This is a genomic window from Streptomyces coeruleorubidus (assembly GCF_008705135.1).
GTDB lineage: Bacteria > Actinomycetota > Actinomycetes > Streptomycetales > Streptomycetaceae > Streptomyces > Streptomyces coeruleofuscus.
In genome coordinates this window covers 4,793,446-4,819,841 of record NZ_CP023694.1, presented here as the reverse complement: position 1 = coordinate 4,819,841, position 26,396 = coordinate 4,793,446, and the positions used below count along the sequence as shown (strand labels likewise).

At 72.5% G+C, this 26,396-nt stretch carries 24 protein-coding genes; 7 read left to right on the top strand and 17 right to left on the bottom strand.

The features are described from left to right. Window positions 1-8 precede the first annotated feature (8 nt). Both CP976_RS22300 and CP976_RS22295 read left to right on the top strand, forming a co-directional pair. A complete protein-coding gene (locus CP976_RS22300; protein ID WP_150481956.1) occupies window positions 9-1,034 on the top strand; it encodes an ATP-binding cassette domain-containing protein in 1,026 nt (341 codons plus the stop codon). Next, window positions 1,031-1,879, top strand: coding sequence for an ABC transporter permease (locus tag CP976_RS22295; RefSeq protein WP_150481955.1), 849 nt, complete (start codon window positions 1,031-1,033; stop codon window positions 1,877-1,879). Before CP976_RS22300 ends, CP976_RS22295 begins: the two co-directional genes overlap by 4 nt. A 68-nt stretch (window positions 1,880-1,947) precedes the next feature. Here CP976_RS22295 and CP976_RS22290 read toward each other — a convergent pair whose 3' ends face one another. The 6 genes from CP976_RS22290 to pdhA all read right to left on the bottom strand — a co-directional run bounded on the left by CP976_RS22290 (window position 1,948) and on the right by pdhA (window position 9,025). Next, window positions 1,948-3,054 carry a potassium channel family protein gene (locus tag CP976_RS22290; protein ID WP_190146860.1) on the bottom strand — a complete coding sequence of 369 codons (1,107 nt, stop codon included), beginning with the start codon at window positions 3,052-3,054 and terminating at the stop codon, window positions 1,948-1,950. Further along, window positions 3,051-4,433 carry a molybdopterin molybdotransferase MoeA gene (locus CP976_RS22285; protein ID WP_150481953.1) on the bottom strand — a complete coding sequence of 461 codons (1,383 nt, stop codon included), beginning with the start codon at window positions 4,431-4,433 and terminating at the stop codon, window positions 3,051-3,053. Before CP976_RS22285 ends, CP976_RS22290 begins: the two co-directional genes overlap by 4 nt. Then, a complete protein-coding gene (locus tag CP976_RS22280; protein WP_150481952.1) occupies window positions 4,430-5,404 on the bottom strand; it encodes an NTP transferase domain-containing protein in 975 nt (324 codons plus the stop codon). The genes CP976_RS22285 and CP976_RS22280 overlap by 4 nt, the downstream gene beginning before the upstream one ends. 86 nt (window positions 5,405-5,490) lie before the next feature. After that, window positions 5,491-6,873: a dihydrolipoamide acetyltransferase family protein gene (locus CP976_RS22275; protein ID WP_150481951.1), complete on the bottom strand. Its 1,383-nt coding sequence runs from the start codon at window positions 6,871-6,873 to the stop codon at window positions 5,491-5,493. Continuing rightward, window positions 6,873-7,877 carry an alpha-ketoacid dehydrogenase subunit beta gene (locus CP976_RS22270; protein ID WP_150481950.1) on the bottom strand — a complete coding sequence of 335 codons (1,005 nt, stop codon included), beginning with the start codon at window positions 7,875-7,877 and terminating at the stop codon, window positions 6,873-6,875. The genes CP976_RS22275 and CP976_RS22270 overlap by 1 nt, the downstream gene beginning before the upstream one ends. Beyond that, the gene (pdhA, locus tag CP976_RS22265) at window positions 7,874-9,025 is read right to left on the bottom strand and encodes a pyruvate dehydrogenase (acetyl-transferring) E1 component subunit alpha (protein WP_150481949.1); all 1,152 of its coding nucleotides are present in this window, start codon (window positions 9,023-9,025) and stop codon (window positions 7,874-7,876) included. Before pdhA ends, CP976_RS22270 begins: the two co-directional genes overlap by 4 nt. Before the next feature lie 189 nt (window positions 9,026-9,214). Here pdhA and CP976_RS22260 point away from each other — a divergent pair, with 189 nt between their 5' ends. Further along, complete coding sequence (locus CP976_RS22260) at window positions 9,215-9,700, top strand: Lrp/AsnC family transcriptional regulator (RefSeq protein ID WP_150485449.1); 486 nt, start codon at window positions 9,215-9,217, stop codon at window positions 9,698-9,700. A gap of 2 nt (window positions 9,701-9,702) precedes the next feature. On the opposite strand, the gene CP976_RS22255 is transcribed toward CP976_RS22260, so the two are convergent. Together CP976_RS22255 and CP976_RS22250 are read right to left on the bottom strand one after the other, a co-directional pair. Next, entirely contained in the window at window positions 9,703-10,293 is a 591-nt protein-coding gene (locus tag CP976_RS22255; RefSeq protein WP_150481948.1) for a TetR/AcrR family transcriptional regulator, read from the bottom strand. After that, window positions 10,290-11,807 (bottom strand): 3-hydroxyacyl-CoA dehydrogenase, encoded by a 1,518-nt coding sequence (locus CP976_RS22250; protein ID WP_150481947.1) that lies wholly within the window; start codon window positions 11,805-11,807, stop codon window positions 10,290-10,292. The genes CP976_RS22255 and CP976_RS22250 overlap by 4 nt, the downstream gene beginning before the upstream one ends. 160 nt (window positions 11,808-11,967) lie before the next feature. Between CP976_RS22250 and paaN the strand changes: the two genes are divergently transcribed. Beyond that, window positions 11,968-13,659, top strand: coding sequence for a phenylacetic acid degradation protein PaaN (paaN, locus tag CP976_RS22245; RefSeq protein ID WP_150481946.1), 1,692 nt, complete (start codon window positions 11,968-11,970; stop codon window positions 13,657-13,659). Here paaN and CP976_RS22240 read toward each other — a convergent pair. The 3 genes from CP976_RS22240 to CP976_RS22230 are packed head-to-tail and all read right to left on the bottom strand — an operon-like array spanning window position 13,656 to window position 16,449. Next, window positions 13,656-14,471, bottom strand: a complete 816-nt coding sequence (locus tag CP976_RS22240) for a TrmH family RNA methyltransferase (RefSeq protein ID WP_229875453.1) — start codon at window positions 14,469-14,471, stop codon at window positions 13,656-13,658. The two genes, paaN and CP976_RS22240, sit on opposite strands and share 4 nt — an antisense overlap. Further along, the gene (locus tag CP976_RS22235; protein WP_150481945.1) at window positions 14,468-15,679 is read right to left on the bottom strand and encodes an HTTM domain-containing protein; all 1,212 of its coding nucleotides are present in this window, start codon (window positions 15,677-15,679) and stop codon (window positions 14,468-14,470) included. The genes CP976_RS22240 and CP976_RS22235 overlap by 4 nt, the downstream gene beginning before the upstream one ends. Further along, on the bottom strand, window positions 15,676-16,449 hold the full coding sequence (locus CP976_RS22230) for a DUF5819 family protein (RefSeq protein ID WP_150481944.1): 774 nt from the start codon (window positions 16,447-16,449) through the stop codon (window positions 15,676-15,678). The genes CP976_RS22235 and CP976_RS22230 overlap by 4 nt, the downstream gene beginning before the upstream one ends. Window positions 16,450-16,880: 431 nt before the next feature. Here CP976_RS22230 and CP976_RS22225 point away from each other — a divergent pair, with 431 nt between their 5' ends. Then, complete coding sequence (locus CP976_RS22225) at window positions 16,881-18,014, top strand: acyl-CoA dehydrogenase family protein (RefSeq protein WP_150481943.1); 1,134 nt, start codon at window positions 16,881-16,883, stop codon at window positions 18,012-18,014. 103 nt (window positions 18,015-18,117) lie between these two features. On the opposite strand, the gene CP976_RS22220 is transcribed toward CP976_RS22225, so the two are convergent. From CP976_RS22220 to CP976_RS22205, 4 genes are all read right to left on the bottom strand, one after another. Continuing rightward, window positions 18,118-18,447, bottom strand: a complete 330-nt coding sequence (locus CP976_RS22220; protein ID WP_020273126.1) for a rhodanese-like domain-containing protein — start codon at window positions 18,445-18,447, stop codon at window positions 18,118-18,120. A gap of 58 nt (window positions 18,448-18,505) precedes the next feature. Further along, on the bottom strand, window positions 18,506-19,417 hold the full coding sequence (locus CP976_RS22215; protein WP_190146861.1) for a hypothetical protein: 912 nt from the start codon (window positions 19,415-19,417) through the stop codon (window positions 18,506-18,508). Window positions 19,418-19,488: 71 nt separating this feature from the next. Continuing rightward, entirely contained in the window at window positions 19,489-20,922 is a 1,434-nt protein-coding gene (locus tag CP976_RS22210) for a DUF2252 domain-containing protein (RefSeq protein WP_150481942.1), read from the bottom strand. Between the two features lie 134 nt (window positions 20,923-21,056). Then, window positions 21,057-21,755: a ScbR family autoregulator-binding transcription factor gene (locus tag CP976_RS22205; RefSeq protein WP_150481941.1), complete on the bottom strand. Its 699-nt coding sequence runs from the start codon at window positions 21,753-21,755 to the stop codon at window positions 21,057-21,059. A 159-nt stretch (window positions 21,756-21,914) separates the two neighbouring features. Here CP976_RS22205 and CP976_RS22200 point away from each other — a divergent pair, with 159 nt between their 5' ends. Continuing rightward, window positions 21,915-23,057 (top strand): ScbA/BarX family gamma-butyrolactone biosynthesis protein, encoded by a 1,143-nt coding sequence (locus CP976_RS22200; protein ID WP_150481940.1) that lies wholly within the window; start codon window positions 21,915-21,917, stop codon window positions 23,055-23,057. Beyond that, complete coding sequence (locus CP976_RS22195) at window positions 23,054-23,989, top strand: NAD-dependent epimerase/dehydratase family protein (RefSeq protein WP_150481939.1); 936 nt, start codon at window positions 23,054-23,056, stop codon at window positions 23,987-23,989. Before CP976_RS22200 ends, CP976_RS22195 begins: the two co-directional genes overlap by 4 nt. Here CP976_RS22195 and CP976_RS22190 read toward each other — a convergent pair. Then, window positions 23,934-25,274 (bottom strand): cytochrome P450 family protein, encoded by a 1,341-nt coding sequence (locus CP976_RS22190; RefSeq protein ID WP_150481938.1) that lies wholly within the window; start codon window positions 25,272-25,274, stop codon window positions 23,934-23,936. The genes CP976_RS22195 and CP976_RS22190 overlap by 56 nt on opposite strands. A 167-nt stretch (window positions 25,275-25,441) precedes the next feature. Continuing rightward, window positions 25,442-26,263, bottom strand: a complete 822-nt coding sequence (locus tag CP976_RS22185) for a ScbR family autoregulator-binding transcription factor (protein WP_229875455.1) — start codon at window positions 26,261-26,263, stop codon at window positions 25,442-25,444. Window positions 26,264-26,396: the final 133 nt, after the last annotated feature.

The following is a 26,396-nucleotide window of genomic DNA, read 5'->3' as shown; positions in this document are numbered from 1 at the left end:
ACCCGAACATGAGCACGCAGACGTCCGGCCTGGCGATCGAGACCGCGGGCCTGGTGAAGACCTTCGGCGAGACGCGGGCGGTAGACGGAGTGGACCTGTCCGTGCCCGCGGGCACGGTCTACGGCGTCCTCGGCCCGAACGGCGCCGGCAAGACCACCACCGTGAAGATGCTCGCCACGCTCCTCCGGCCGGACGGCGGCGAGGCTCATGTCTTCGGCCACGACATCGTGCGCGAGGCCGACGAAGTGCGCGGCCGGGTGAGCCTCACCGGCCAGTACGCGTCGGTGGACGAGGACCTCACCGGCACCGAGAACCTGGTCCTGCTGGGCCGGCTGCTCGGCCACCACAAGAAGGCCGCCCGGGGCCGTGCCGCCCAGCTCCTGGAGGCCTTCGGGCTCACAGAAGCGGCGGCGAAGCAGGTCAAGCAGTACTCGGGCGGCATGCGGCGCCGCATTGACATCGCCGCGTCCATCCTCAACACCCCCGATCTGCTGTTCCTCGACGAGCCGACCACCGGCCTCGACCCGCGCAGCCGCAACCAGGTCTGGGACATCGTGCGGGCCGTCGTGGCCCAGGGCACCACCGTGCTGCTGACCACGCAGTACCTGGACGAGGCCGACCAGCTCGCGTCCCGCATCGCCGTCATCGACCGCGGCCGGGTGATCGCCGAGGGCACCAAGGGCGAGCTGAAGTCGTCCGTCGGCGCCGGGTCCGTCCATCTGCGGCTGCGAGATCCGGACCAGCGGACCCTGGCGGCGGATCTGCTGCGCCGGGTCCTCGACGCACAGGTGCAGCTGGAACCCGACCCGGTGGCCCTGACCGCCCGCCTCGGTACGGCGGCGAGCGACGACAGCGCGGCCGAGCAGGCGTCCCGCGCGCTGAGCGAGCTGTCCCGAGCCGGGATCACCGTCGACAACTTCTCGCTGGGCCAGCCCAGCCTGGACGAGGTGTTCCTCGCCCTCACCGGGCACGACACGCACGACTCCGACCACACCGACGACTCCCACGACCCGAAGGACGAGGTGGCGGCATGAGCACCGCGACGACCACGGAGAGCAAGGAACTCGCCCCGGTCAGCACCGAATCCCTCGCCGCGCTGCTCATCTCCGAGGAGCGTCCGCCCCGGCCCAGCGCCTGGTCGGCCTCGATGACCTTCGGCTGGCGGGCGATGCTCAAGATCAAGCACGTGCCGGAGCAGCTCTTCGACGTCACGGCGTTCCCGATCATGATGGTGCTGATGTACACGTACCTGTTCGGCGGGGCGCTGGCCGGCTCGCCGGGGGAGTACATCCAGTTCCTGCTGCCGGGCATCCTCGTGATGTCGGTCGTGATGATCACGATGTACACGGGCGTCTCGGTCAACACCGACATCGAGAAGGGCGTCTTCGACCGGTTCCGCACCCTGCCGATCTGGCGGCCGTCGACGATGGTCGGCTATCTGCTCGGCGACGCCCTGCGGTACACGATCGCGTCCGTCGTGATGCTCACCGTCGGCATCATCCTCGGCTACCGGCCGGACGGCGGGATCGTCGGAGTGCTCGCCGGGATCGCCCTGCTGGTGCTCTTCTCGTTCGCCTTCTCGTGGATCTGGACGATGTTCGGGCTGATGCTGCGCACCGAGAAGTCGGTGATGGGCGTCAGCATGATGGTGATCTTCCCGCTCACCTTCCTGTCCAACGTCTTCGTCGACCCGAAGACGATGCCGGGCTGGCTCCAGGCCTTCGTCAACAACAGCCCCATCACCCATCTGGCGTCGGCGGTGCGCGGCCTGATGGGCGGTGACTGGCCGGCCGCCGAGGTCGCCTGGACGCTGGGCTGGACCGGGCTGTTCGTGCTGGTCTTCGGGCCGATCACGATGCGGCTGTACAACCGGAAGTAGGTCGCGGGGACTTGGCCGGCCGTCACGCACGGAATGGGTGCGTGACGGCCGGCCTTTCGTCCTGCCGGTCAGCCGCGGGGCATCGGCGGCAACGGCCGGGTGTCGGGCGCGATCTGGGAGCCGGGCGTCGCCCGCACGATCGTGATGAGCCGGTCGGTCAGCTCCAGCGTCCCGACGGCCGCATCGTCGTAGCCGAGCACCCGGTGACCGCGTATGACGCTCACCACCAGGTCGGTGATCTCCCTTGGAGTCTTGCCCACTTCGGCCTTGACCACCGGCCGTTCGACGATGTCGAGCCCGCTTCCCTGCTGGATGAGGTCCTCCATCACCATGCCCGCCGAGGGGCTGAGGACGGAGAGGCCGAGCAGACGGCCGGCGGCGCTGGCGCTGGTGATGACCGCGTCGGCACCCGACTGCTTCAGCAGCGGCGCGTTCTCCTCCTCCCGCACCGCGGCCACGATGTTCGCCCCGCGGTTGAGCTGCCGGGCCGTCAGCGCCACCAGGACCGCCGTGTCGTCCCGCTGCGTGGCGATGATGATCTGGCGCGCCCTGTGCACCTCGGCCCGCTTCAGCACCTCACTGCGCGTCGCGTCCCCGACGATGCCCGCGTAGCCCTCGGCGGTCGCGGCGTCGATCACCTTCGAGCTGGGGTCGACCACGACGACCTGTTCCTTCTTCAGGCCCGTCGCGCAGACGGTCCGGATCGCCGACCTGCCCTTCGTGCCGAAGCCGATGACGACGGTGTGATCGCGCAACGTGGACCTCCAACGGGTCAGCCGCCACTCCTCCCGTGTGCGTTCGGTGAGGGCTTCGAGCGTGGTGCCGACCAGGATGATCAGGAACAGCACGCGCAGGGGCGTGACGATGAGGATGTTCGTGAGCCGGGCGGCGTCACCGGCCGGGGTGATGTCGCCGTAGCCGGTGGTGGAGAGGGTGACGGTCGCGTAGTAGAACGCGTCGAGGAGGGTGAGGCCACCGCCCGCGTTGTCGTTGTAGCCGTCGCGGTCGAGGTAGACGATCAGCGCGGTCACGACGAGGACCACCAGTGCCATGGAGAGCCGCTTGGCGACCTGGCGGATCGGGTGTTCCACCACTTTCCTCGGGAGTTTCACCCGATGGGTCACCAAATGTTCGTCCGCCTGGCGGGCGATCGCGTCCTGGCCCGGAAGTTTCACGTGAAACACACCCCGATTCCTCCGGACGCCCAGGGCAGGTCGAGCAGTTCCGCCTCCTGTCCCGGTCGTGCACCGCCTGGGGGTACGACGGCCAGCGCGTCGGCCGCCGCGATGCCGCGCAGCATGGCCGGTCCGTTGTAGCGCAGCGGCACGGCCTGGTCGCCCCGGAGGACGACGGGGACGAGCCGGGTGTCGTACGGGTGCCCGTGCACGGCGTCCCTGATCGGCAGCGTGTACGGCTCCGGGGCCGGACGGGCCGCGAGGGTCCGCAGCAACGGCTCGGCGAGCGTCAGCAGCCCGGAGACGGCGGCGAGCGGGTTGCCCGGCAGGCCGACGAGGTGCTGGGTCTCCGTGATGCGGGCCAGCAGCATGGGGTGGCCGGGGCGCACCTTGACGCCGTCCACGAGGAGTTCGGCACCGATGCGGCGCAGAGTGGGGTGGACGTGGTCGACCGGGCCCGCGGCGGTGCCGCCGGTGGTCACGACGACATCGGCGTCGGACGTGGTGATCGCCTGGTGCAGGGCGTCGGCGTCGTCGCGGACGCGTCGTACGGCGGTGACCTCGGCGCCGAGCGCCCGCAGCCAGGGCGGCAGCATCGGACCGAGCGCGTCCCGGATCAGACCGTCGTGCGGCCGCCCCTCGGTGAGCAACTCGTCGCCCAGGACCAGGACTTCGGCACGAGGCCTCGGGACTGCGGTGACGGTGTCGTATCCGGCCGCTGCGGCGAGCCCGAGTACGGCCGGGGTCACCAGGGCGCCGACGGGGAGCAACTGGTCGCCGCTGCGGCACTCCTGGCCGCGCGGGCGGATGTCCTGGCCGGGGACCACGTCCCTGGTCGCGTAGAGGCGGCCCTTGTCGTCGGTGCGCCCGTGCTCGCTGCGCAGGACGGCGGTGGTGTCCGGGGGGATGCGGGCGCCGGTGGCGATCCGGACGGCCTCGCCGTCGGTCAGGCGCTCCTGCGCCGCGTGCCCGGCCAGGACGCCGTCGTCCCGTACGTCCCAGGGGGCGGGCCCGGCGACCGCCCAGCCGTCCATCGCGGAGGTGTCGAAGGAGGGGAGGTCGGTGAGGGCGTCGAGGGGAGCGGCCAGGGTGAGGCCGAGGGCGGCTTCGAGAGGCACGGAGACCGGCCGGCGGCGGGCGGCCCGGGTGGTGCTCCGGGCGGCGCGTCCCGCGGTGGCCCGGGCCTCCGGCCAGGGAGTGGCGTGGTGGCGGGCGTCGGGCCGGGGAGAGGTGTCCGGCCGGCCGGAGGCGCGGCGGCTGTCCGTCTCACTCCGTTCGGCGGGGCCGGGCAGGTCGTTGCTGTTGTTCACGAGGGCGAGCACCTCCTCGACGTCGAGGTCCTCGGCGTCCTCACCGGCGCGTGTGCCGTGCGGGGTCATCCGGCGTCCGGGCGGGTGTCGGGCGTCGCGTCGGGGGCGACGTCGGGCTCGGTCCGGGTGCCGGAGGTCTGGGCCTCTGCGGCACTTTCTTCCGCCCAGCGGGCGGCGAGAGCTTCGGCTTTGCGGGCGGCCTCGGCGACCGCCTCGGGGCCGCCGCCCGCCCGTGCGGCCGCGTAGCCGACGAGGAAGGTGGTCAGCGGCGCCGCCGGACGGTCCACACCGTGGGCGGCGTCGCGGGCGAGGTCGAGCAGAAGGCGGGTGTCGACGTCGAGGTCGATCCCCAGGTCGTCCTTGACTGCGGAAATCCATTCATCCAACACGTGCCCATGCTCCCTGATGCGTGCCCTGGCGGTGGCGATGTCGTCCCAGGTGTCGCAGTCGAAGGACGCGACGGGGTCGGAGACGCGGGTGAGGTTCAGCTCGGCGATGAGACGCCGCAGCGGGAGACCGGCGAGACCCTCGTGCCGGTCGGTGAGGAGTGCGAGCACCTCGCGCAGCCGCGGTGCGGCGTACGCGGCCACGAGGGGCTGGTCACGGCCCTCGGGGTCGGTCAGCAGCACGCCGTCGGCGGTGCTCGTCCGGAGCGTGCTCAGCAGCCGGCCGACCGTGCGCTCCTCCAGGAACGGCAGATCGGCGGAGAGCACCACGACATGCTCCGCCGTGGTGTGCCGGAGTCCGGCGTCGAGCGCGGCGAGCGGGCCGCCGCCGGGCGGGTCCTCGTGGGCCCAGGTCACGGGCCGTGCCGTCGGCCGGGGCGCGGCGACGACGACGGTGCCGCGGGCGCCCGCGCACGCGGCGAGCACGCGGTCGAGCAGGGCCCGGCCGCCCACGCGCACACCGGGTTTGTCCGCGCCGCCGAGCCGGCGGGCGGCACCCCCGGCGAGCACGACGGCGTCGTACACGGCGGGGCCCGGCCGCTGCGCGGGGCCGGAACCGGTACCGGGTTCACCCGGGAGCTCGTAGGCGGTCACACCCCGAGTATGCGTGCCCCCGCGATCACACGGAACGCGGGGGAACGGACCCGATCACGGGCACCGGCTCACGGGCCGAACAGGAATCACAGCGTCCGCAGCAGCACGGCCGGCTGTTCCACGCAGTCCGCCACGTAGCGCAGGAAGCCGCCCGCCGTGCCGCCGTCGCACACCCGGTGGTCGAAGGTGAGCGAGAGCTGGACGACCTGCCGCACCGCGAGCTCGCCCTCGTGCACCCACGGCTTGGGGACGATGCGGCCGACGCCGAGCATGGCCGCCTCGGGGTGGTTGATGATCGGTGTGGAGCCGTCGACGCCGAAGACTCCGTAGTTGTTCAGCGTGAAGGTCCCGCCGGTGAGTTCCGCGGGCGTCAGCGTCCCGGTCCGGCCCGCCTCGGTCAGCCGGGCGAACTCAGCGGTCAGGGACTCGGCGTCGCGCGCGTGCGCGTCCCGGACGACCGGGACGACGAGCCCCCGGTCGGTCTGCGCGGCGAAGCCCAGGTGCACGCGGTCGAACTGGACGACCTCCCTGGCCTCCGCGTCCACGGTCGAGTTGAGCTCCGGGAAGCGGGCGAGGGCCGCTGTGCAGATGCGGGCCAGCAGGGCCAGCAGGGAGATCTTCGGGCCGCCGGCCGCGTTCATGGCCGTGCGTGCCCGCATGAGCTCCGTGGCGTCGGCGTCCACCCAGCAGGTCGCGTCCGGGATCTCGCGGCGACTGCGCGCCAGCTTGTCGGCGACGGCGCCCCGGATGCCCTTGAGCGGGGTGCGGATCTCGCCGGGGGCCGCTGTCGCGGTGGGCTGCGGTGCGGGGGCCGTGCCCGGTGCTTGCGGCACGCGCGGGTGCGGCTGTGCCGACGGTGCGGCCGCGGCGTCCTGGCCGGCGGCACGCAGCGCGTACTCGACATCCGCCCGCAGGATCAGCCCGTCGGGGCCGGACCCGGTCAGCTCCCGCAGGTCGAGGCCGTTCTGCCGGGCCAGCCGGCGGACCAGGGGCGAGATCACGGGGACGGGGCCGTCGTCGGTCTCGGGGGCGGCAGCCTGCCCGTTCACCGCTGGGACAGCGCCCTGCCCGTTCACTTCCCCGGAGCCCGCCGCGGACGCACCGGACACCGGCCTTCCCTGCCGCACCCTGCGTCGCCGCGCGGGCGCCTCGGACGTGCCGTATCCGACCAGGACGTTCCCGGAACCCTCGGCACTGGCAGACCCGGCACCGGACGCCGGCCGCTCCCCCACCGCCACCGTGATCAACGGCGCGCCGACGGGCAGTTCCGTGCCCTCCTCGCCGAAGCGGGCCGTGACCACACCGCCGTAGGGGCAGGGCACCTCGACCATCGCCTTGGCCGTCTCGACCTCGACGACCGGCTGGTCGATGGCGACCACGTCGCCGACCTCGACCAGCCAGCGCACGATCTCCGCCTCGGTGAGCCCCTCGCCCAGGTCGGGCAGCTTGAACTCCAGCACCTGTGCCATCAGCTCTCGGCCTCCCACTGCAGACGCCCCACGGCGTCCAGGATCCGGTCCACTCCGGGCAGGTGGTGGCGCTCCAGCATCGGCGGCGGATACGGGACGTCGAACCCGGCCACCCGCAGCACCGGCGCCTCCAGGTGGTGGAAGCAGCGCTCCGTGACCCGGGCCGCGATCTCCCCGCCCGGGCCGCCGAAGGAGCCCGACTCGTGGACGACGACCGCGCGTCCCGTCCGCCGCACCGAGGCGACCACCGTCTCGTCGTCGAACGGCACCAGGGAGCGCAGGTCGACGACTTCGAGGTCCCAGCCCTCGGCCCGGGCCGCCTCGGCCGCCTCCATGCAGACGGGGACGGACGGCCCGTACGTGATGAGCGTGGCGCTCCGGCCCGGGCGCCGCACCACCGCGCGGCCGATCGGTTCGACGGGCGCCGGATCCTCGGGGTTCCAGGAGTCCTTCGACCAGTACAGCCGCTTGGGCTCCAGGAAGACGACCGGGTCGTCGGAGGCGATCGCGGCGCGCAGCAGCCCGTAGGCGTCGGACACGGTGGCCGGCGTGACGACATGGAGCCCCGGAGTCGCCATGTAGTACGCCTCGGAGGAGTCGCTGTGGTGCTCGACACCGCCGATGCCGCCGCCGTAGGGGACGCGGATGGTGATCGGGAGCGGCATCCTGCCGCGGGTGCGGTTGCGCATGCGGGACACGTGCGAGATGAGCTGCTCGAACGCCGGGTAGGCGAACGCGTCGAACTGCATCTCCACGACCGGGCGCAGGCCGTACATGGCCATGCCCACCGCCGTGCCCAGGATCCCCGCCTCGGCGAGCGGGGTGTCCGTGCAGCGGTCCTCGCCGAACTCCTTGGCGAGTCCGTCGGTGACGCGGAAGACGCCGCCGAGGGTGCCGACGTCCTCGCCCATGACGTGCACGGCGGGGTCGGCGGCCATGGCGTCGCGCAGCGCGCGCGTGAGGGCCTGCGCCATGGTGGCCGGCTTGACGGCGACGGTGGTCATCGGTGCGTGCCCTCCTCCGGCTCGGCCTCGGCCTCGGCCTCCAGCTCGGCCCGCAACTGTTCCCGCTGGTCGCGCAGTTGGGTGGTGGGCTCGGCGTAGATGTGGGCGAACAGGTCCATGGGGTCGAGGACCGGGTCCTGGTTCATGTGCTCGCGCAGGTCGGCGGCCATCGCCTCCGCGGCGTCCCGTGCGGCCTGCTTCCCGGCCTCGTCGAGCAGGCCGCGCGCGGTCAGCTCCCGCTCCAGCAGCTGGATCGGGTCGTGCTCGCGCCAGGCCTCGACCTCGGCGTCGCCGCGGTAGCGGGTCGCGTCGTCGGCGTTGGTGTGGGCGTCGACGCGGTAGGTGATCGCCTCGACGAGGGTGGGTCCGCCGCCCGCGCGGGCGTGGCGCACGGCGTCGCTCAGCACCTCGTGCACGGCGGCGGCGTCGTTGCCGTCGACCAGGCGGCCGGGCATGCCGTAGCCGACGGCCTTGTGGGCCAGCGAGGGGGCCGCGGTCTGCTTGGCGAGCGGGACGGAGATCGCGAAGCCGTTGTTCTGCACCAGGAAGACGACGGGGGCCTGCCAGACGGCGGCGAAGTTCAGCGCCTCGTGGAAGTCGCCCTCGCTGGTGCCGCCGTCGCCGACCATGGCCAGCGCGACGACGTCGTCGCCCTTGAGGCGGGCGGCGTGCGCGAGGCCCACGGCGTGCGGCAGCTGGGTGGCGAGCGGGGTGGACAGGGGGGCGACCCGGTGCTCGTACGGGTCGTAGCCGGTGTGCCAGTCGCCGCGCAGCAGCGTGAGCGCCTCGACGGGGTCCACACCGCGGGCCACGACGGCGAGCGTGTCGCGGTAGCTGGGGAAGAGCCAGTCCCGCTCCTCCAGCACGAGCGCGGCGGCGATCTCGCAGGCCTCCTGGCCGGTGGTGGAAGGGTAGACGGCCAGGCGGCCCTGCTTGGTGAGCGCGGTGGCCTGCGCGTTGTAGCGGCGACCGCGGACCAGCTGGCCGTACAGCGTCCGCAGCAGCTCCGGGTCGGCCTTCGCGGCCGCCTCGGTGCCGAGGACGCGGTACGGCTCGGCGTCGGGCAGCAACGGCGCGGGGTCCGTGCGGGGCTGCCAGGCGGGCGGCGGGGTCGGCCGGTACGCGCCCCGCTGCTCCATGACCGTCATGACGGCACCTCCTCGTGGGAGCGGCTTCGCAGGCGCGTCGGCTGTGATGCGCCTCACCTACCGATTGTTCGGTCGTCGGCACATTTTGGCTACGGGTCCCCTCAGGCTGTGGACAAACGGTTCTCCACAGCCTGTGATGGACGCAGTACGTCCATGGCAGGGAGGCGGACGCCGGTGGCATCTGAACAAATGGCCGAAAGCCAGGACGACAGCGGCCTGCCGCCACCCCCGCGTCCGCTGGACGCCATCGACCAGGACATCCTGCGCATGCTCCAGGCGGACGGCCGCGCCTCGATACGGTCGGTCGCCGAGCGGGTTCACGTCTCGCGCGCCAACGCCTACGCCCGCATCAACCGGCTCGTCGAGGACGGCGTCATCCGCGGCTTCGGCGCCCGCGTCAACCACGAACGGGCGGGCCAGGGGACGTCCGCATACATCACCCTGAAGATCGTGCAGAACTCCTGGCGCACCGTGCGCAAGGAGCTCAGACAGCTTCCCGGCGCCTCGCACATCGCCCTGGTGGGCGGGGATTTCGACGTGCTGCTGCTGGTGCACGTGTCCGACAACCGGGCGCTGCGCGAGCTGGTCCTGACCCGGCTCCAGGCGATCCCGCAGGTGCTCAGCACGCGCACGCTGCTGGTGTTCGAGGAGGAGGACCTGGAGCCGCAGGGCTGAGCTCAGGCGCTCTTGCGGAGCCCGCCGAACGCCAGCCGCACCACCGCGTCGGCCACCTCGCGCTCGTCCATGCCCCGACCGCCCGGCTTGTACCACTCGACGATCGAGTTGATCATCCCGAAGACCAGCCGGGTCACCAGCCGGACCTCTATGTCGCCGCGCACGTCCCCGTCCGCCGCCGCGGCCTTCAGCAGGTCGGCGACCCGGTGGTCGAAGTCGCGGCGGCGGTCCAGGGCCCACCGCTCGGTGTCCGTGTTCCCGCGCACGCGCAGCAGGAGTGTCACGTAGGGCAGCTCGGCTATGAGCACCTCGACCATGCGCCGGACGACGTACTCCAGACGCTCGGCGGCACGCCCCACGCGCGCGTGCTCCTCGTCGAGGATCCCGAAGAGGCCGTCCAGGGCCCGGCTCACGGCCCGGCGCAGCAGCTCCTCCTTGCCGGTGACGTGGTGGTAGATCGACGACTTGGAGATGCCGGCCGCCTTGGAGAGGTGCTCCATGGAGGTGCCGTCGTAGCCGCGCTCGTTGAACACCCGGACGGCGACGGACAGCAGGGTGTCCGGCGTGTAGGTGTCGCGTTTGGCGGTGGTCATGAGGCGGTGCCCTCCCGCTTGTCGGAGGCGTGGGCGTGGCGGTACAGCGCGAGGGACGGCGCGTAGCGCCCCGAGGGGTCGCGCAGGTGCAGGTCGTCCAGGAGCGCGTAGGCCCAAAAGCGGCCGAGCCGGCGGCTCCACTCGAAGGGACCCAGGGGGTAGTTCACGCCCAGGCGCATCGCGGTGTCGACGTCCTCCTCGGTGGCCACGCCCTTGGCGACGGCGTCGTGCGCCAGGTCGATGATCCGCGCGACCGTGCGGGCGACGATCATGCCGGGGACGTCGCCGATGACGCTGACCTTCTTGCCGAGCGCCTGGAACAGGCCGACGGCCTCGGCGAGGGTCTGCGGGGAGGTGTCCTGGGAGGCGGACAGGGCGATCCGGGTGGCCTTGCGGTAGTCCAGGGCGAGGTCGAAGTAGACGACGTCCCGGAACTCCACGGAGGTCTGCCCGTCGGCGAGGGCGAGCTGCCCGCCGCTCGGCAGCACCATGCGGGTGCCGTTGTCCTCGTCCTCGTCGCGCACCGGGATGCCCGCCTCGCGGATCAGCGCGAGCAGGTCACCGGCCGGACCCAGGTCGCCCTCGGCGACGACGTAGGCGGGCGGCTGCCGCTGCTCCGCGGTGTCCGGCTCGGGGCGCTCGGCGCCGTCCCGGTGGTCGTACCAGCCGTGGCCGGTCTTGCGGCCCAGCCGGCCGGACTCCACCAGGCGCCGCTGGGCGAGGGACGGCGTGAAGCGCACGTCCTGGAAGAAGGACTGCCAGACCGACCGCGTGACGGACTCGTTGACGTCCTGGCCGATCAGGTCGGTCAGCTCGAACGCGCCCATCCTGAAGCCGCCGGACTCGCGCAGCACGGCGTCGATGGTGGCCGGGTCGGCGCCCTGCGCCTCGTAGACCGCGAAGGCCTCCGCGTAGAAGGGCCGGGCGATGCGGTTGACGATGAAGCCGGGGGTGTCCGCGCAGGCGACGGGCGTCTTGCCCCAGGCGCGGGCGGTCTCGTACGCGCGCGTGGCGTACGTGACGTCGGTGGCGAACCCGGAGACGACCTCGACCAGCGGCAGCAGCGGGGCGGGGTTGAAGAAGTGCAGGCCGACGAAGCGGCCGGGGGAGCGCAGGGCGCCGCCGATGGCGGTGACGGACAGGGACGAGGTGTTGGTGGCGAGCAGGCAGTCGTCGGCGACGATGTCCTCCAGCCCGCGGAACAGGTCCTGTTTGACGTCCAGCCGCTCCAGGACCGCCTCGACGACCAGGGAGCAGTCCGCCAGCTCGGAGAGGTCTTCGGCGGGCAGCAGCCGGGCGCGGGCGGCGTCCCGGTCGGCGCCGGTGAGCCGGTCCTTCTCGACGAGCCGGTCCAGCCGGGCGCCGATCGCGTCGGCGGCCTCCCGTGCGCGCCCGGGGATGGTGTCGTACAGCCGTACGGGATGGCCCGCGACCAGCGCGACCTGGGCGATTCCCTGGCCCATGGTGCCGGTGCCGACGACGGCCACGGGGCTGCTGAGGTCGAGTGCTGTCATGTGCGCGATCCTCCCGCACGGGGTTTTCCACAGATGCGGCGGACCCCCTTGAACCGACCGATCGTTCGGTTACTCTAGCTCTGTCCGAGTGTTCCTGCCCAGGTTTCTGCCCAGGTCATGAACTCGACGAAGAGTTCTTGAGACGAGGAGTTGGTCACCCATGACCGCCGCACTCTCGGCGCACGAGCTGATCGCCCGGCACCGGTCCACCCTCGACCAGGCGCTGGAAGCGATCCGCACGCGCGCGTACTGGTCCCCCCACCCCGAGCACCCCAAGGCCTACGGGGAGAACGGCAGCCTGGACGCGGCCGCGGGCAAGGCCGCCTTCGACGCCCTGCTCGGCACCCGCCTCGACCTCGGCCAGCCGGGCACGGACGACTGGGTGGGCGGCGAGACGTCCCCGTACGGCATCGACCTGGGCGTGACGTACCCGCACGCGGACCTCGACGTGCTGCTGCCCGCCATGAAGGCCGGGCAGCGGGCCTGGCGGGACGCGGGCGCGGAGCAGCGCGCGGTGGTCTGCCTGGAGATCCTCAAGCGCATCAGCGACCGGACGCACGAGTTCGCGCACGCGGTCATGCACACCTCCGGCCAGGCGTTCATGATGGCGTTCCAGGCGGGCGGGCCGCACGCGCAGGACCGCGGCCTGGAGGCGGTGGCCTACGCCTACGTGGAGCAGGTGCGCACGCCCGACAACGCCGAGTGGACCAAGCCGCAGGGCAAGCGCGACCCGCTGGCCATGACCAAGCAGTTCACGCCCGTCCCGCGCGGCATCGGCATGGTGATCGGCTGCAACACCTTCCCGACCTGGAACGGCTACCCGGGCCTGTTCGCCTCCCTCGCCACCGGCAACTCGGTCCTGGTCAAGCCCCACCCGCGCGCGGTGCTGCCCCTCGCGCTCACCGTGCAGGTCGCGCGCGAGGTGCTCGCCGAGACCGGCTTCGACCCGAATCTGGTGGCGCTGGCCGCCGAGCGCCCCGGCGAGGGCATCGCCAAGACCCTCGCGCTGCGCCCCGAGATCCGGATCATCGACTACACGGGCTCGACCGAGTTCGGCGACTGGCTGGAGGCCAACGCCCGCCAGGCGCAGGTCTACACGGAGAAGGCCGGCGTCAACACGGTCGTCGTCCACTCCACGTCCGACTACAAGGGCATGCTCTCCAACCTGGCGTTCTCGCTGTCCCTCTACAGCGGCCAGATGTGCACCACCCCGCAGAACCTGCTCGTCCCGCGCGAGGGCATCTCCACGGACCAGGGCCCCAAGTCGTACGACGAGGTGGTCGCGGATCTCGCGAAGTCGGTGGACGGGCTGCTGGGCGACGACGCCCGGGCCAACGCGCTGCTGGGCGCGATCGTCAACCCGGAGGTGAAGGCCCGGCTGGAGGCCGCGGCGGGGCTGGGCGAGGTCGCCCTCGCCTCCCGGGAGATCACCAACCCGGACTTCCCGGGCGCGGTCGTCCGTACGCCGGTGATCGTGAAGCTGGACGGGGCCAAGCCGGATGCCGAGGCCGCGTACATGAGCGAGTGCTTCGGGCCGGTCTCCTTCGCCGTGGCGGTCGACTCGGCGGCGGACGCGGCGGAGCTGTTGCGGCGGACCGTCCGTGAGAAGGGCGCGATGACCGTCGGGGCGTACACGACCGACCCGGAGGTCGAGCAGGACGTGCGGGAGGTGTGCCTGGAGGAGGCGGCGCAGTTGTCGCTGAATCTCACGGGTGGGGTGTATGTGAACCAGACGGCCGCGTTCTCCGACTTCCACGGCTCGGGCGGTAACCCGGCGGCCAGTGCAGCGCTGTGCGACGGGGCGTTCGTGGCCAACCGGTTCCGGGTGGTCGAGGTGCGGCGGGACGCCTAGGAGCTCGGGAGGTGCGGTGATTGCGCGGCTGCCGTTGCGTTGTGGTTTGTCGCGCAGTTCCCCGCGCCCCTGAGCGCCACACCGCAGCTCCAGTGGTACAGGGTCATGGCCACACTGGTCGCCAGGTTGTAGCTGGAGACCTGAGGGCGCATCGGCAGGGACAGCAAGTGGTCGGCCCGGGCGCGCAGTTCGGGCGACAGGCCCGTGCGTTCCGAACCGAAGGACAGGACGGCGTCGTCCGGGAGCTTCGTGGCCCGGATGTCGTCGCCCTCCGGGTCGAGTGCGAACAGCGGGCCGGGCGGCAGGCCGGACACCTCCAGCCGCTCCACCGCCGTCGCGAAGTGCAGCCCGGCCCCGCCGCGGACGACCGTGGGGTGCCAGGGGTCGACCGTCCCGGTGGTGACCACGCCCGTCGCCCCGAAGCCGGCCGCCAGGCGGATCACCGCCCCCGCGTTGCCCAGGTTGCGCGGGTTGTCGAGGACCACGACGGGGGCCGTGCGGGGCGTGTGCGCCAGCTTCTCGAGGTTGGACTCGCGGGAGGGCCGTACGGCCAGGGCGGCCACGGCGGTGGGGTGCGGGCGCGGCACGAACGACGCGTACGTCTCGTGCGGCACCTCCGTCAGCAGCCCGGCCAGCGCGTCCCGTACGTCCGGGGCCAGCTCGTCGGCCAGGGCGAGCGTGGCCGCCCGGTCGGCGGTGACCGCGACCGGCACCTCGGCGCCGAACCGCACGGCGTGCTTGAGGGCGTGGAAGCCGTCGAGCAGGACGGTGCTGCCGGCGAGCCGGCGCCAGGCGGTCACGGGGTCGGTCATGTCCCGAAGCCTACGTGCGTGGCCTCGGGGCGCTCGTGGACCTGCTGCTCAGGCACCTGTCCCGGCCCGCCGCGCCGCAGCAGCCGGTCACGGGCGCGTGCCGCCCGGCCGCCCATGCGGCGCAGGAAGGCCGTCGGCAGGAACACCGCGTCCGCCGCGATCATCGCCAGCGAGAAGAACGGCAGTCCGAGGACGACGGCGATCACGGCGTGCTCGGTGATCATGACGGCCAGCAGGACGTTCTTCACCCGCCGGTTGAACAGCGTGAACGGGAAGGCGACCTGCACCAGGACCGTCCCGTAGGTCACGAGCATCACCATCGTGCCGCTGGCGGACAGCAGGTCGGCGAGCCCGGGCCAGGGCGAGAAGTACTCCAGGTGGAGCGGGTAGTAGACGGCGGTGCCGTCCTGCCAGCGGGAGCCCTGGATCTTGTACCAGCCGGCCGTCGCGTAGATCAGGCACGCCTCGGCCATGATCACGAGCAGGGCGCCGTTGTGCACGACGTTCGCGACGACGTCGAGCATGATCCTCGGCTCACCGGCCTGCGCGCGGCGCCCGGTCAACCACCACAGGCCCTGCGTCACCCACACGGTCCACAGCAGCGCCGGTATCAGCCAGTCGCTCTCCATCCGGCCGGCCAGGGTCGCCCCGGCCAGCACGAGCCCCAGCACACCCCACAGGGCCGGGCCGGTCCGGTCCGTGACCCGCTCGCCCCGCGCGTGGGCCGCCCTGGCGCGCGCGGCCCGGCGGGCGTCCAGCGACCACACCTGGGCACAGCGCGTGAACACCAGGTAGACCGACATCAGGTGCAGCACGTTGTCGCCGCCGTCGCCCATGAAGACGCTGCGGTTCTGGAGCGACAGCACACCGACCATGAACAGCACCGACATGGTGCGGCTGCGCCAGCCCAGCATCAGCAGGGCACTGGCGAGGACCGCGAGCAGATAGACGATCTCGAACCAGGCCCCGCCGTCCGACCACATGAGAGTGGTGAAGGCCTTGTTGGTCCCTATGAGCTGCTCGGCGAGACCCCAGCTCCAGGGCCCGTCGGGGCCGTAGAGCTCGTGGCGGTGGGGGAACTCGCGCAGCAGGAAGAGCAGCCAGGTGGCGCTGAAGCCTATGCGGATCACGGCGGTCTGGTACGGGCCGAGGGCGGCCTCGGTGACCCGGGCTATACCGCGCGAGGCGGCCAGGGAGAAGCGGTTCACCGCACACCACCCCCGGCCTCGTCCTCCGGCACCGGCCACCACGGCAGCTCGCGGTAGGCCGGTGTCGTGGAGACCTTCTCCCGGCTCCACTTCGGCGGGGGCACATTGCTGGTGCGGGAGCGGACCTGGACGCGCTCGATGGTGCCGACGCCCCCGGTGGCGGCCCGCACGGCGTCGTCGCGGTCTAGGCGCAGCACCACGATCCGGCGCAGGTACGACTCGGAGAGCGAGCCGCGCAGACCCACCGGGCGGTTCTCGCTGTCGTGCGTGGCGAGGAAGAAGTCCCAGGCGCGCCGCAGCTCGTTCTGCTGGGTGTGGCTGGGCAGCAGGTTGCCGTCGATGGCCCGGCCGTCCTCGGCGGACAGGTCGTACCAGCCGGTGGTCAGCGTTCCGCCCTCCCCGTCCCGGACCTCGGCACGGACCTGGATCGAGATGTTCTGCTGGAGCGGGTTCGGCGCGAAGAGCTTCCAGTTCTGCTCGAACTCCGGATAGATCCAGTCGTCCACGGCCTTGCCGTGCTCCCTGGTGACGGTGTTCGGCGGCGCGACGTGCAGGAACATCATCCCGACGTGCACACAGACCCCCACCGCGACGACCGCGAGCGCCAGCGCGACACCGATCCGGTAGGGGAGGGAGAGCGCGGCGACACCGGCGGGGGGTTCGGTGGGCGGGGCCGGCTCGACAGGCCCGCCCGACTCGGCCGGCACACCCGGCCCGTCCGGCCCGCCCGGCCCGTGCCGGGCTTCCGAGCCTCCGTCGTACGCGTCCATTCAGCCCCGTTCCACGATCCCGGTCCGTCGTTCCGTCCGCCCGGCCGCGAGGGCGTCGTACCGCCCGCACACCGCTGCGCGACGTCGGCACGGGCACGGTACTCAGGCCGCCCACCCGGGCACAGCCTCTTGCGCCGGTTCCGACCGTGGCCGTCACCACATCGCGGAAGCCGGCCCGAAGCCGACCCGAAGGTGATCGGAAGCCGACCGTACGGCGCTCGCGGCGGCCGGGGAGCGGCGGTCCCCCTGGTCCACAGGGGACCCCCGCAGGTTATCCACAGGGCGCCCGGACAGGTCGCCCACAGGAGTGACACCCTACGGCGCCCGCCCGCACGCCCATTCCCTTCTTCTAGAACCTGTTCTATCTTGCGGCCCGTCAGCTCACGTCAGCTCACGTCCGCTCAACGGGACCGGCCGGAAGGACAGGCACCGTGGACTTCACCTTCACCGAGGAGCAGCAGGCCGCGGCCGAGGCGGCGAAGGGCGTGTTCGCCGGGGTCGCGCCCGACGCCGTGCCCAGTCCGGCCCTCACCCCCGGCGCCGTCGCCGACGCCTGCGACCGCGCCCTGTGGGCGAAACTCGCCGACGCCGACCTGCTGAGTCTGCTGCTGGATTCCCGGTACGGCGGGGCCGGGCTGGACGCGATCGCGCTGTGCCTGGTGCTGCGGGAGTCGGCGCGGGTGCTGGCCAGGGTGCCGCTGCTGGAGAGCAGCGCGGCAGCCGCCGCCGTCCAGGCCTTCGGCGGCGAGGAGGCGAAGTCGGCGCTGCTGCCCCGGGCGGGCCGGGGCGAGCTCGTGCTGACCGTCGCCGCGCACGGCCGCACCGGCCACGACCCGGCCGAGCTCGCCGTGACCGCACGGCAGGACGGCGCGGCGTGGGTGCTGGACGGAGTGCAGACGGCGGTGCCCTGGGCGTACGACGCGGACGTCACGGTCGTCCCCGCGCACACGGCGACCGGGCGGACCGTGCTGGCCCTGGTCCCGCGGGGGCACGAGGGGGCCGTCCTGGCCGAGCAGTTCTCCACGAGCGGTGAGCGGCTCGGCGAGCTGCGGCTGGAGTCGGCGCGGCTGGCCGCCCGGGACGTGATCGACGCCGAGGGCGCGTGGGAGTGGCTGCGTGACCTGCTGGCCACCGGGACGTGTGCGCTGGCGCTCGGGCTCGGGGAACGCGTGCTGCGGATGACCGGGGAGTACACGAGCGAGCGGGAGCAGTTCGGCTTCCCGATCGCGACCTTCCAGGCCGTCGCCGTGCAGGCCGCCGACCGCTACATCGATCTGCGCGCGATGGAGGCCACACTGTGGCAGGCCGCGTGGCGGATCGCCTCGGGGGCGCCGGGCGCGCTGCCCGCAGCCGGTGACGTCGCCGTCGCCAAGATCTGGGCGGCGGAGGGCGTACGCCGGGTCGTGCAGACGGCGCAGCATCTGCACGGCGGGTTCGGCGCCGACGTCGACTATCCCCTGCACCGGTACCACGCCTGGGCCAAGCACCTGGAGCTGTCACTCGGCCCGGCGGCGGCGCACGAGGAGGCCCTGGGCGACCTGCTGGCCGCCCACCCGTTGGCCTGATCCCACCGGCGGGCGGGCGCCACGGGCGGGCGCCAGGCCGCTACAGCCGCTACAGCCGCTACAGCCGCTACAGCCGCTACAGCCGCTACAGCCGCTACAGCCGCTACAGGACGAACCCGGGCTGCCCGTCGTCCGTCACGACGGGACGGCCCGCCGCCTCCCACACCTGCATGCCGCCGTCGACGTTCACGGCGTCGATGCCCTGCTGGGCCAGGTACATCGTGACCTGGGCGGAACGCCCGCCGGAGCGGCAGATCACATGCACCCGGCCGTCCTGCGGGGCGGCCTCGGTCAGCTCCCCGTACCGGGCGACGAAATCGCTGATGGGGATGTGCAGCGCCCCTTCGGCGTGACCGGCCTTCCACTCGTCGTCCTCCCGGACGTCCAGCAGGAAGTCGCCGTCCTTGAGGTCCGCGACCTCGACCGTGGGCACACCAGCTCCAAAACTCATGCGTCCGACGCTACCCGAACCGGCCCGGCCGGGCCGCGGCTCAGCCCTCCGCCAGCAGCGCGGCCAGCTCCCGCTCCCGCTCGGTGACCTGCGTGAGCAGCTGCTGCCCGATCTCGTCCAGGAGGCCGTCCGGGTCGTCCGGGGCAAGCTGGAGCATGTGGCCTATGGCGCTCTCCTCCAGCTCCTTGGCGAGCAGGGCGAGCAGTTCCTTGCGCTGGGCGAGCCATTCGAGGCGGGCGTAGAGCTCCTCGGCGCGGCTCGGGCCCCGCTTCAGCTCGGGCCCCTTGGCCCACTCCTCGGCGAGTTCGCGCAGCTCCGCCTCGTCGCCCCGGGCGTAGGCGGCGTTCACCCGGGTGATGAACTCCTCGCGCCGCTCGCGTTCCTTCTCCTCCTGCGCCAAGTCCGGGTGGGCCTTGCGGGCGAGCTCGCGGTAGAGCTTGCGGGCCTCCTCGCTGGGGCGGACCCGCTGCGGTGGCCGGACCGCCTGGTCCGTGAGCATCGCCACGGCCTCCGGGAACAGGCCGCTGTCGTCCATCCAGCCGTGCAGCAGCTCCTCGACGCCGGGGATCGGCGCGAGCCGGGCCCTGGCCTCCTCCGCCCGGCGCCGGTCCTCCGGGTCACCGCTGCGGGCGGCCCTGGCCTCGAGGATCCGGGCGTCCAGCTCCTCGAGCCGGCCGTAGAGCGGACCGAGTTTCTGTTCGTGCAGCCGGGAGAAGTTCTCGATCTCGACGCGGAAGGTCTCCACCGCGATCTCGTACTCGATCAGCGCCTGCTCGGCGGCCCGCACGGCCCGCTCCAGCCGCGCCTCGGGCCGCGCCGCCTCGCTTTCGGTAGGCGCCGCGCCGCCTTCGGGGCGGTCCTCGCCGCCCTCGGCACGCGCCGCGTCACCTTCGGGCGTCACCCGTTCCTCACCGGCGCCGCCACCACCCTGCTCAGCTTCCGGGGTCGTCACCCGACCAGCGTAGGCCACGGCCGGACCGCTCCCGTGCTCCGGACGACCGCACGCCCGATGTCCCGCAGGCTTCAGACGCCCATCTCCGCGGCGACCTTCCCCGCCCGCACCCCCGCCACCAGGTCCGCATGGTCCGCCTCCGTACGGTCCGCATAGGCGACGGCGAAATCCGCCACCGCCTCGTCCAGCTCCTCGCTCTTGCCGCAGTAGCCGGCGACGAGGCGCGGGTCGGCGCTGTGGGCGTGGGCGCGGGCCAGGAGGGCGCCGGTCATCCGGCCGTAGTCGTCTATCTGGTCGGCGGCCAGGGCGGCCGGGTCGACGCTGCCCTTGCGGTTGCGGAACTGGCGGACCTGGAAGGGATGCCCGTCGACCGTTGTCCAGCCGAGCAGGATGTCGCTGACGACCTGCATCCGCTTCTGCCCCAGCACGACCCGCCGGCCCTCGTGGTCGACCACCGGAGCGTCGAAACCGGCCGTCGCCAGATGCGGCACCAGGGCCGACGCCCGCGCCTCCTTGACCTGGAGCACCAGCGGCTCACCCCGGTGGTCCAGGAGCAGCACGACGTAGGACCGGGTGCCGACACTGCCGGTGCCGACGACGCGGAACGCCACGTCGTGCACCGCGTGCCGGGCGAGGAGCGGCAGGCGGTCCTCCGGCAGCGTGCCGACGTACTCCTCCAGGGACGCCGCCACCGCCGCGGCCTCCGCGTCCGGGACGCGCCGCAGCACCGGCGGGGCGTCGACGAAGCGGCGCCCGCCGTCCTCCGTGGCCTCCGTCGACCTGGCCGCGAAGCGGCCGCTGGTGTTGTGGCGGGCCTTCTCGGAGACCCGCTCCAGCGTGCCGAGCAGGTCGTGGGCGTCCGTGTGGGAGACGAGTTCCTCGTCCGCGATGGCGTTCCACGCGTCCAGCACCGGGAGCCTGGCCAGCAGCCGCATGGTGCGGCGGTAGGCGCCCACCGCGTCGTAGGCCGCCTTGCGGCACCTCTCCTCGTCCGCTCCGGCCTCCCGGCCCGCGAGCACCAGGGAGGCCGCGAGGCGCTTCACGTCCCACTCCCAGGGGCCGAGCACCGTCTCGTCGAAGTCGTTCAGATCGATGACCAGGCCGCCGCGCGCGTCGCCGTACAGGCCGAAATTGGCCGCGTGGGCGTCGCCGCAGATCTGCGCCTTGATCCGGGTCATGGGGGTGCGCGCCAGGTCGTAGGCCATGAGGCCGGCGGCGCCACGCAGGAACGCGAACGGTGTGGCGGCCATGCGGCCGACCCGGATCGGTGTGAGCTCGGGGAGCCGGCCGCGGCCCGACTCCTCGACCGCGCTCACCGCGTCGGGCCGGGACGCGTCCAGGTCGAGCGTGGCGTGCGCGCGGCGTGGGACCCGCTTGCGCAGGGCCTTGCCCTCGTCCTTGGGCGAACCCTCGGCGGGCCACTCGGCGAAACCCCGCACCCGGGGCAGCCGACGGGTCTCCCCATGCACCGCCCCGCCCTCGGCCCCAGCACTGTCCCTGGTCACACCGACCGCCTCCCCCGCACGCGAACGAACATCAACTCGTGCGACCGTACAGCCGGTGGCCGAAACGCGTCAGACCCTGTGGACAACTCCACAGCTGTGGACAACCCGTGCGGGCACCCGGCGAAAGGCGACTCCTAAGCCCCCGACGAGACCTGCGCCGGCACAGCCCCCTCCTGCGTCTCCATCCGCTCCCGCCCGGGTCTCTGCTGCACCTGGGCCAGCACCCGCTCAGCCCGCTCCACCGAGATGTCGAGCCGGGCCAGCACCGCGGGGACGGCGATGCTCGGCAGGAAGTGTTCGAACATCACGACGACGCGGCGCTCCAGGTCCTGCCGCTGGCACCGTAGCTGGGACAGCAGCTGCACCCCCGAGAAGCTGCCGACCAGCAGTTCCGCCGTCTCCGCCACGTCGACATGCGGCAGCAGTTCGCCCTGCGCCTTCGCCTCACCCAGCCGCTGTACGTTCTGGTCGAACCACATACGGAAGGCCGGCGTGCGGTCGAGCTCCATGGCCCCCTGGTCGAGGGCGAGCCCCACACTGGCGCGAACCAGCGGTTCGGAGCGCAGCCGGCGGGCCAGCACCAGCCCGGAGTCGATGAGTTCCTGGAGCTTGCTGGACTGCGGCGGGAGCGTGATCGCGAGCTGCTCCTCGAACACCCCCACCGCAAGCTCCTCCTTGGAACCGAAGTGGAAGTACAGCGCGCCCTTGGTGACGCCCGCCCGGTCCAGGATCTCCCCGATGGTCGCCGAGGTGTAGCCGCGTTCGTCGAAGACGGCCGCGGCCGCTTCGAGGATGGTCCGCCGGGTGCGGATCGCGCGCTCCTGTCGCGCCATCGGGTGCCTCCTGATCTCCGTCGATTCCTGTGAAATCGCTGTGCGGCGGGGGCGCGGGAGCCTGTCCCAGCGGTTTGACCAACCCTTTGAAAAAAACCGGCTCGTCCGTATCTTAGTCAAACGCCGACCTCAGCCAGGCTGCCGATCCTGGGGGTTCTCATGCCGCAGTCAGAACCTTTAAGCGCACCCACGGACGATCAGACCGGACAGGGGGGCCGTCCGGCAAACAGATCCACCGCGGCCGTCGAGAACGCGCCACAAGCCACAGTCATCGATCCCGTCGATCCCCCCGAAGCCGCCGCAGCCATCGAACCCGCGCAACCCACCGAACCCACCTCGGTCACCAAGGAACTCGCCCACCGCACCGTAGAAGCAGATGTCTTCCCCACCCAGTGGCGCCGTATCTCCGATACGCGCTTCCGCTTCACCGCTCACTGGCCGGCCACCCATCCCTTCTTCGGCCCCGTGGACGACCACCACCAGGATCCGATGATCGTGGGCGAAACGTTGCGGCAGGCCTCGATGGTGCTCGCGCACGCCGAGTTCGGAGCCCCCGCCGACACCCACTTCGTCATGTGGGACCTGACGGTCCACACCGACCCGTTCGCCCTCCTGCTGTCGGACGCCGCCGAGCCGGTCGACGTGGACGTCGTCTGTTCCGAGATACGCCGCCGCGGTCGCGGTCTGCACAGCATGCGGACCACCATGGAGTTCCGCCGTGCGGGACGCTTCATCGCCCGCGGCACCGGCAGCACCGGCTGCACCTCCCCGCTCGCCTACCGCCGTCTGCGGCAGAAGCAGCTGGCCGCACTGGGCACACCGGTGCCGCTGCTGCCGGGCATATCCCCGGCGCTCGCCGGCCGCTCCCGCGCCGAGGACGTCGTCCTCGCCCCCTCCGACCGTCCCGGCGTCTGGCGGCTGCGCGTGGACACCGGCCACCCCGTGCTCTTCCCGCGGCCCAACGACCACGTGCCCGGCATGGTCCTGTTCGAGGCGGCCCGGCAGGCGGCGGCCGCCGCGTCCGGCCGGCACACCTTCCTGCCCCGCTCGATGACGGCGACGTTCGCCCGGTACGCCGAGCTGCACAGCCCGTGCTGGATCGAGACGGAGGTGCTCGACGAGAACCCGGGAATCCCGGGAGATCCGGGAGATCCGGGAGATCCGGGAGATCCGGGAGATCCGGGAGATCCGGGAGATCCGGGAGAGACGACCGTACGGGTGTCCGGGCGGCAGGACGGCGAGTCCGTCTTCAGCGCCACGCTGACCTGCGCGCAGCCGGCCCGGGTACGGTCGCTGTCGTGACGGTCGATTTTCTGATCACGGGCGGGAGCGGCTTCGTCGGCAGCAGGGTCGCGGCCACCGCACACCGGCAACCTGGTGTCCGCGTACGGCACTTGTCACGCCGTACCCCACCACCGGGAGCCGAGCCCGGCGCGTCCGTCCACGGCGACCTCGCCGACCCGCTCTCCCTGCGCGGCACCTGCGCGGGCGCCGACGTCCTGGTGCACTGCGCCACACGGGTCGGCGGCGACGCCGAGACCGTCGAGGCCGTCAACGAGCTGGGCACGCGGGCCCTGGTCGAGGAGGCCGTGCGCGCCGGGGTGCCCCGGATCGTGTACCTGAGCACAGCCGCCGTGTACGGCCGGGGCCCCTTCCGCGGAGTGCGCCCCGGGGAAGTGCCGATCGCCCCGGCGTCGGCCACCAGCCGCACCCGGGCCGCCGCCGAACGGCACGTCCTCGACGCGGGCGGCCTGGTGCTGCGCCCGCACCTCGTGTACGGCGAGGGCGACCGGTGGGTCGTCCCCGGACTGGTGTGGCTGCTGGGCGAGTTGTCGGCGACCCTGACCGGCTGCGAGGCGCTCCAGTCGATGATCGACGTGGACACCCTGGGCCGTGCGGTGGTGGCCGCGGCCCTGTCCCCTACGCACGACGGCGGTGTGCACCACGTCAACCACCCCGAGCCCGTGGGGGCCTCGGACCTGCTCGGGGCGGCGGGCGAACTGCTGGGGGAGCCCGGCGGCGGTGCGGCGGTGGACGTCGCCACCGCCCTGGACCGGGCCGCCGGGAAGCCGCTCGCCCTCCATCACCTCGGCATGCTCACGGTGGACCACTGGTTCGTGGACGACGCCTTCTGGAAGGACCTCGACTGCTCCCCCGGCGAGGGATTCGCGGCCGGATTCAGACGCGCGGCACCCTGGTACCGCTCGTTCCTCCGAGGCCGGAAAGCCTCCTGATCGCCTCCGCCTCCTCCGCACGCGGGCCCGGTACCGGCCCGCCATCGCGGCCGTGCAGCAGCACGGGCAACTCCTGGTGCCCCGTGGAGATGATGGAGCGCAGCCGCTTCGGAGGCCGGGCCGGATCGGCCAGGGCCAGCCGCGGGAACCGGTCGAACAAGGACGTCAGGGCCACCGTCGCCTCGGCCATGGCCAGGGGCCGGCCCAGGCAGTGGTGCACGCCGTGGCCGAAGGAGACGTGGTCGCGGCTGGTGGACCGGGTGACGTCGAACCGTTCGGCGTCCGGGCCGTGCCGCTCGGGGTCGCGTCCGGCACCGGCGAAGGAGACCACGACGGGATCACCCTTCGGGATCGTCAGGCCTGGCTCGATCTCGATGTCCTCGACGGCGTAGCGCAGACCCGACATGGCACCGGGCGCCTCGAAGCGCAGTGACTCCTCGATGGCGTCCTCCCAGGTCGCCTGTCCGGAGCGGACGAGTTCGAGCTGGTCGGGGTGGGCGAGCAGGCTGTGCACGGTGTTGTCGATGAGGTTGACGGTCGTCTCGAAGCCCGCGGTGAGCAGCAGGATCAGGTTGTCCATCAACTCCTGTTCGCTGAGGCTGCCTTCGTCGTGCGCGGCCATCAGGGCCGTCGTCAGGTCGTCGGCCGGGTGATCGCGCTTGTACTGGAGGAACGCGGTCAGCGTGCCGTACAGCTCGACCCCGTTGGCCTGGGCGTCCTCCAGTGAGATCGCCGTGTCGAAGAAGCGGTTGATGATGCGGTAGAGGGCCCCTCGCGGACCGTCCTCACCCGGCGGTACGCCGAAGAGCTCGCACACCACCTCGTGCGGTATAGGCGCCGCGAACCCCGCCCGCAGGTCGATGACTTCGCCCTCGGGGATCCGCTCCAGGCCGTCCAGCGCCCGGTCGACGATCTCCTGGACGCGCGGGAGCAGCGCGTCGACGCGGCGCTTGGTGAAGGCGGCGGACATCGGCTTGCGCAGCCTGCTGTGGTCGGTGCCGTAGGCCGTGACCATGTTGCGCACCGAGACCCAGATCGCGAGCGGCCAGGTGCGGGAGATGTCCCCGTTGATCCAGGCCGGCCAGTGCTGGAAGGCGTCCTTGCTCGTCTCGGGTCCGGCCAGGAGCCGCTTGTTCAGCTCCAGGCCGTTGATCCACCACGCCCGTACGCCGCCCGGGAGTTCGACCTCCACGGCGGGTCCCTGGGCCCGGATCCGGGCTATCTCGTCGTAGAGGTCCTGGCCGGACGGGTCGATCGCCAGGAAGGGGCAGGCCTGCTGTGCCATGACTCATCGCTCCTTGGTCCAGAGGCTGGGGAACCATCGTGCGATCGAAGGGACGAAAAAACTTGGCAACCGGTTTGTTTTGGCCACCACTTCATTGACTGCCGGCCATGGGAAGGCCGACCGGAAGCCGTCAGAAAAGCCGACCGAAAGTCGACCGGGACACCCCGCTACCGCAGCGCGAGCCCTGCCCGGCCCGGCTCCTCCAACGCCCCGCCGGTGTCCCTGCCGACGTCCGGCTCCCGGCTGGCGTCCGCCTCGTTGCCGACGTCCGCCTCCTTGCCGACGCCCGGCTCCCTGCCGAGGTCCGCGTCCCTGCCGATGTCCGGCTCCCTGCCGTTGTCCGGCTCCCTGCCGATGTCGGGCCCCGCATGCTCCGGCTCCGTCCCGGCCGGGTCCAGCGCGCCGGCCAGGTGCGGGGCGGCCACGCACGGCAGGAGCAGGTGCCACAGGTCGGTCAGGGAGGGCCGGGCGAGCCAGCCGGGGTCCTCCCGGGCCAGCACCTCGATGCCGGTCGTGGCGGCGAGAACGACGGCGCTGGAACGGTGCGGCGGCATCCCGGCGGCGAGTTCGCCCCTGCGCTCCGCCTCGGCCAGCAGCGCGTGCACGCACTCCCGCCACTCCCGGCGCAGGTCCCGCACCCGCCCGGCGACCGCCTCGGCGTTGAGCCGCAGCCCCGCGCGCACGACGACGTCGGCGCACAGCAGCCGGGCGACGTGGTGCGTGACGTCCACGAGGCGCTGGAGGGCGCAACCGTCACCGCCGCGGCCCCGGCCCGCGACCCGGCGCAGGGCACGGGCGGCCGCGTGCTCGACGGCCTCGGCCACGGCGGCCTTGTTCGCGAAGTGGAAGTGCAGAGCGCCGGAGCTGACACCGGCTCCGGCGCTGATCTCCGACAGACTGGCCCGGACGTATCCCCGTGCCTCGAAGTGCTCGGCCGCCGACCGGATCAGCGCGAGACGGGTCCGGACGGCCCGGTCCTGTTTGGTCACCCTGGCTCCCGTGGAGGGCTCTGATGGCGACGCAATGAAACCAACTCGCTGGTTTTTCCACAACGCGCGTATGCGCGGAAGGCGTTGGGCTTCACGGTGACGGCGTCGTTCCATCGCGGGGACGAAGGTGTCC

Excerpts from the sequence above, each read along its gene's own strand:
- CP976_RS22190 (WP_150481938.1), bottom strand. The coding sequence starts at position 25,274 with ATGGCACAGCAGGCCTGCCCCTTCCTGGCGATCGACCCGTCCGGCCAG.
- CP976_RS22260 (WP_150485449.1), top strand. The coding sequence starts at position 9,215 with ATGGCCGAAAGCCAGGACGACAGCGGCCTGCCGCCACCCCCGCGTCCG.
- paaN (WP_150481946.1), top strand. The coding sequence starts at position 11,968 with ATGACCGCCGCACTCTCGGCGCACGAGCTGATCGCCCGGCACCGGTCC.
- CP976_RS22205 (WP_150481941.1), bottom strand. The coding sequence starts at position 21,755 with ATGGCGCGACAGGAGCGCGCGATCCGCACCCGGCGGACCATCCTCGAA.
- CP976_RS22275 (WP_150481951.1), bottom strand. The coding sequence starts at position 6,873 with ATGGCACAGGTGCTGGAGTTCAAGCTGCCCGACCTGGGCGAGGGGCTC.
- CP976_RS22295 (WP_150481955.1), top strand. The coding sequence starts at position 1,031 with ATGAGCACCGCGACGACCACGGAGAGCAAGGAACTCGCCCCGGTCAGC.
- CP976_RS22300 (WP_150481956.1), top strand. The coding sequence starts at position 9 with ATGAGCACGCAGACGTCCGGCCTGGCGATCGAGACCGCGGGCCTGGTG.
- CP976_RS22250 (WP_150481947.1), bottom strand. The coding sequence starts at position 11,807 with ATGACAGCACTCGACCTCAGCAGCCCCGTGGCCGTCGTCGGCACCGGC.
- CP976_RS22285 (WP_150481953.1), bottom strand. The coding sequence starts at position 4,433 with ATGACCCCGCACGGCACACGCGCCGGTGAGGACGCCGAGGACCTCGAC.
- CP976_RS22270 (WP_150481950.1), bottom strand. The coding sequence starts at position 7,877 with ATGACCACCGTCGCCGTCAAGCCGGCCACCATGGCGCAGGCCCTCACG.
- CP976_RS22255 (WP_150481948.1), bottom strand. The coding sequence starts at position 10,293 with ATGACCACCGCCAAACGCGACACCTACACGCCGGACACCCTGCTGTCC.
- CP976_RS22240 (WP_229875453.1), bottom strand. The coding sequence starts at position 14,471 with ATGACCGACCCCGTGACCGCCTGGCGCCGGCTCGCCGGCAGCACCGTC.
- pdhA (WP_150481949.1), bottom strand. The coding sequence starts at position 9,025 with ATGACGGTCATGGAGCAGCGGGGCGCGTACCGGCCGACCCCGCCGCCC.
- CP976_RS22230 (WP_150481944.1), bottom strand. The coding sequence starts at position 16,449 with ATGGACGCGTACGACGGAGGCTCGGAAGCCCGGCACGGGCCGGGCGGG.
- CP976_RS22200 (WP_150481940.1), top strand. The coding sequence starts at position 21,915 with ATGCCGCAGTCAGAACCTTTAAGCGCACCCACGGACGATCAGACCGGA.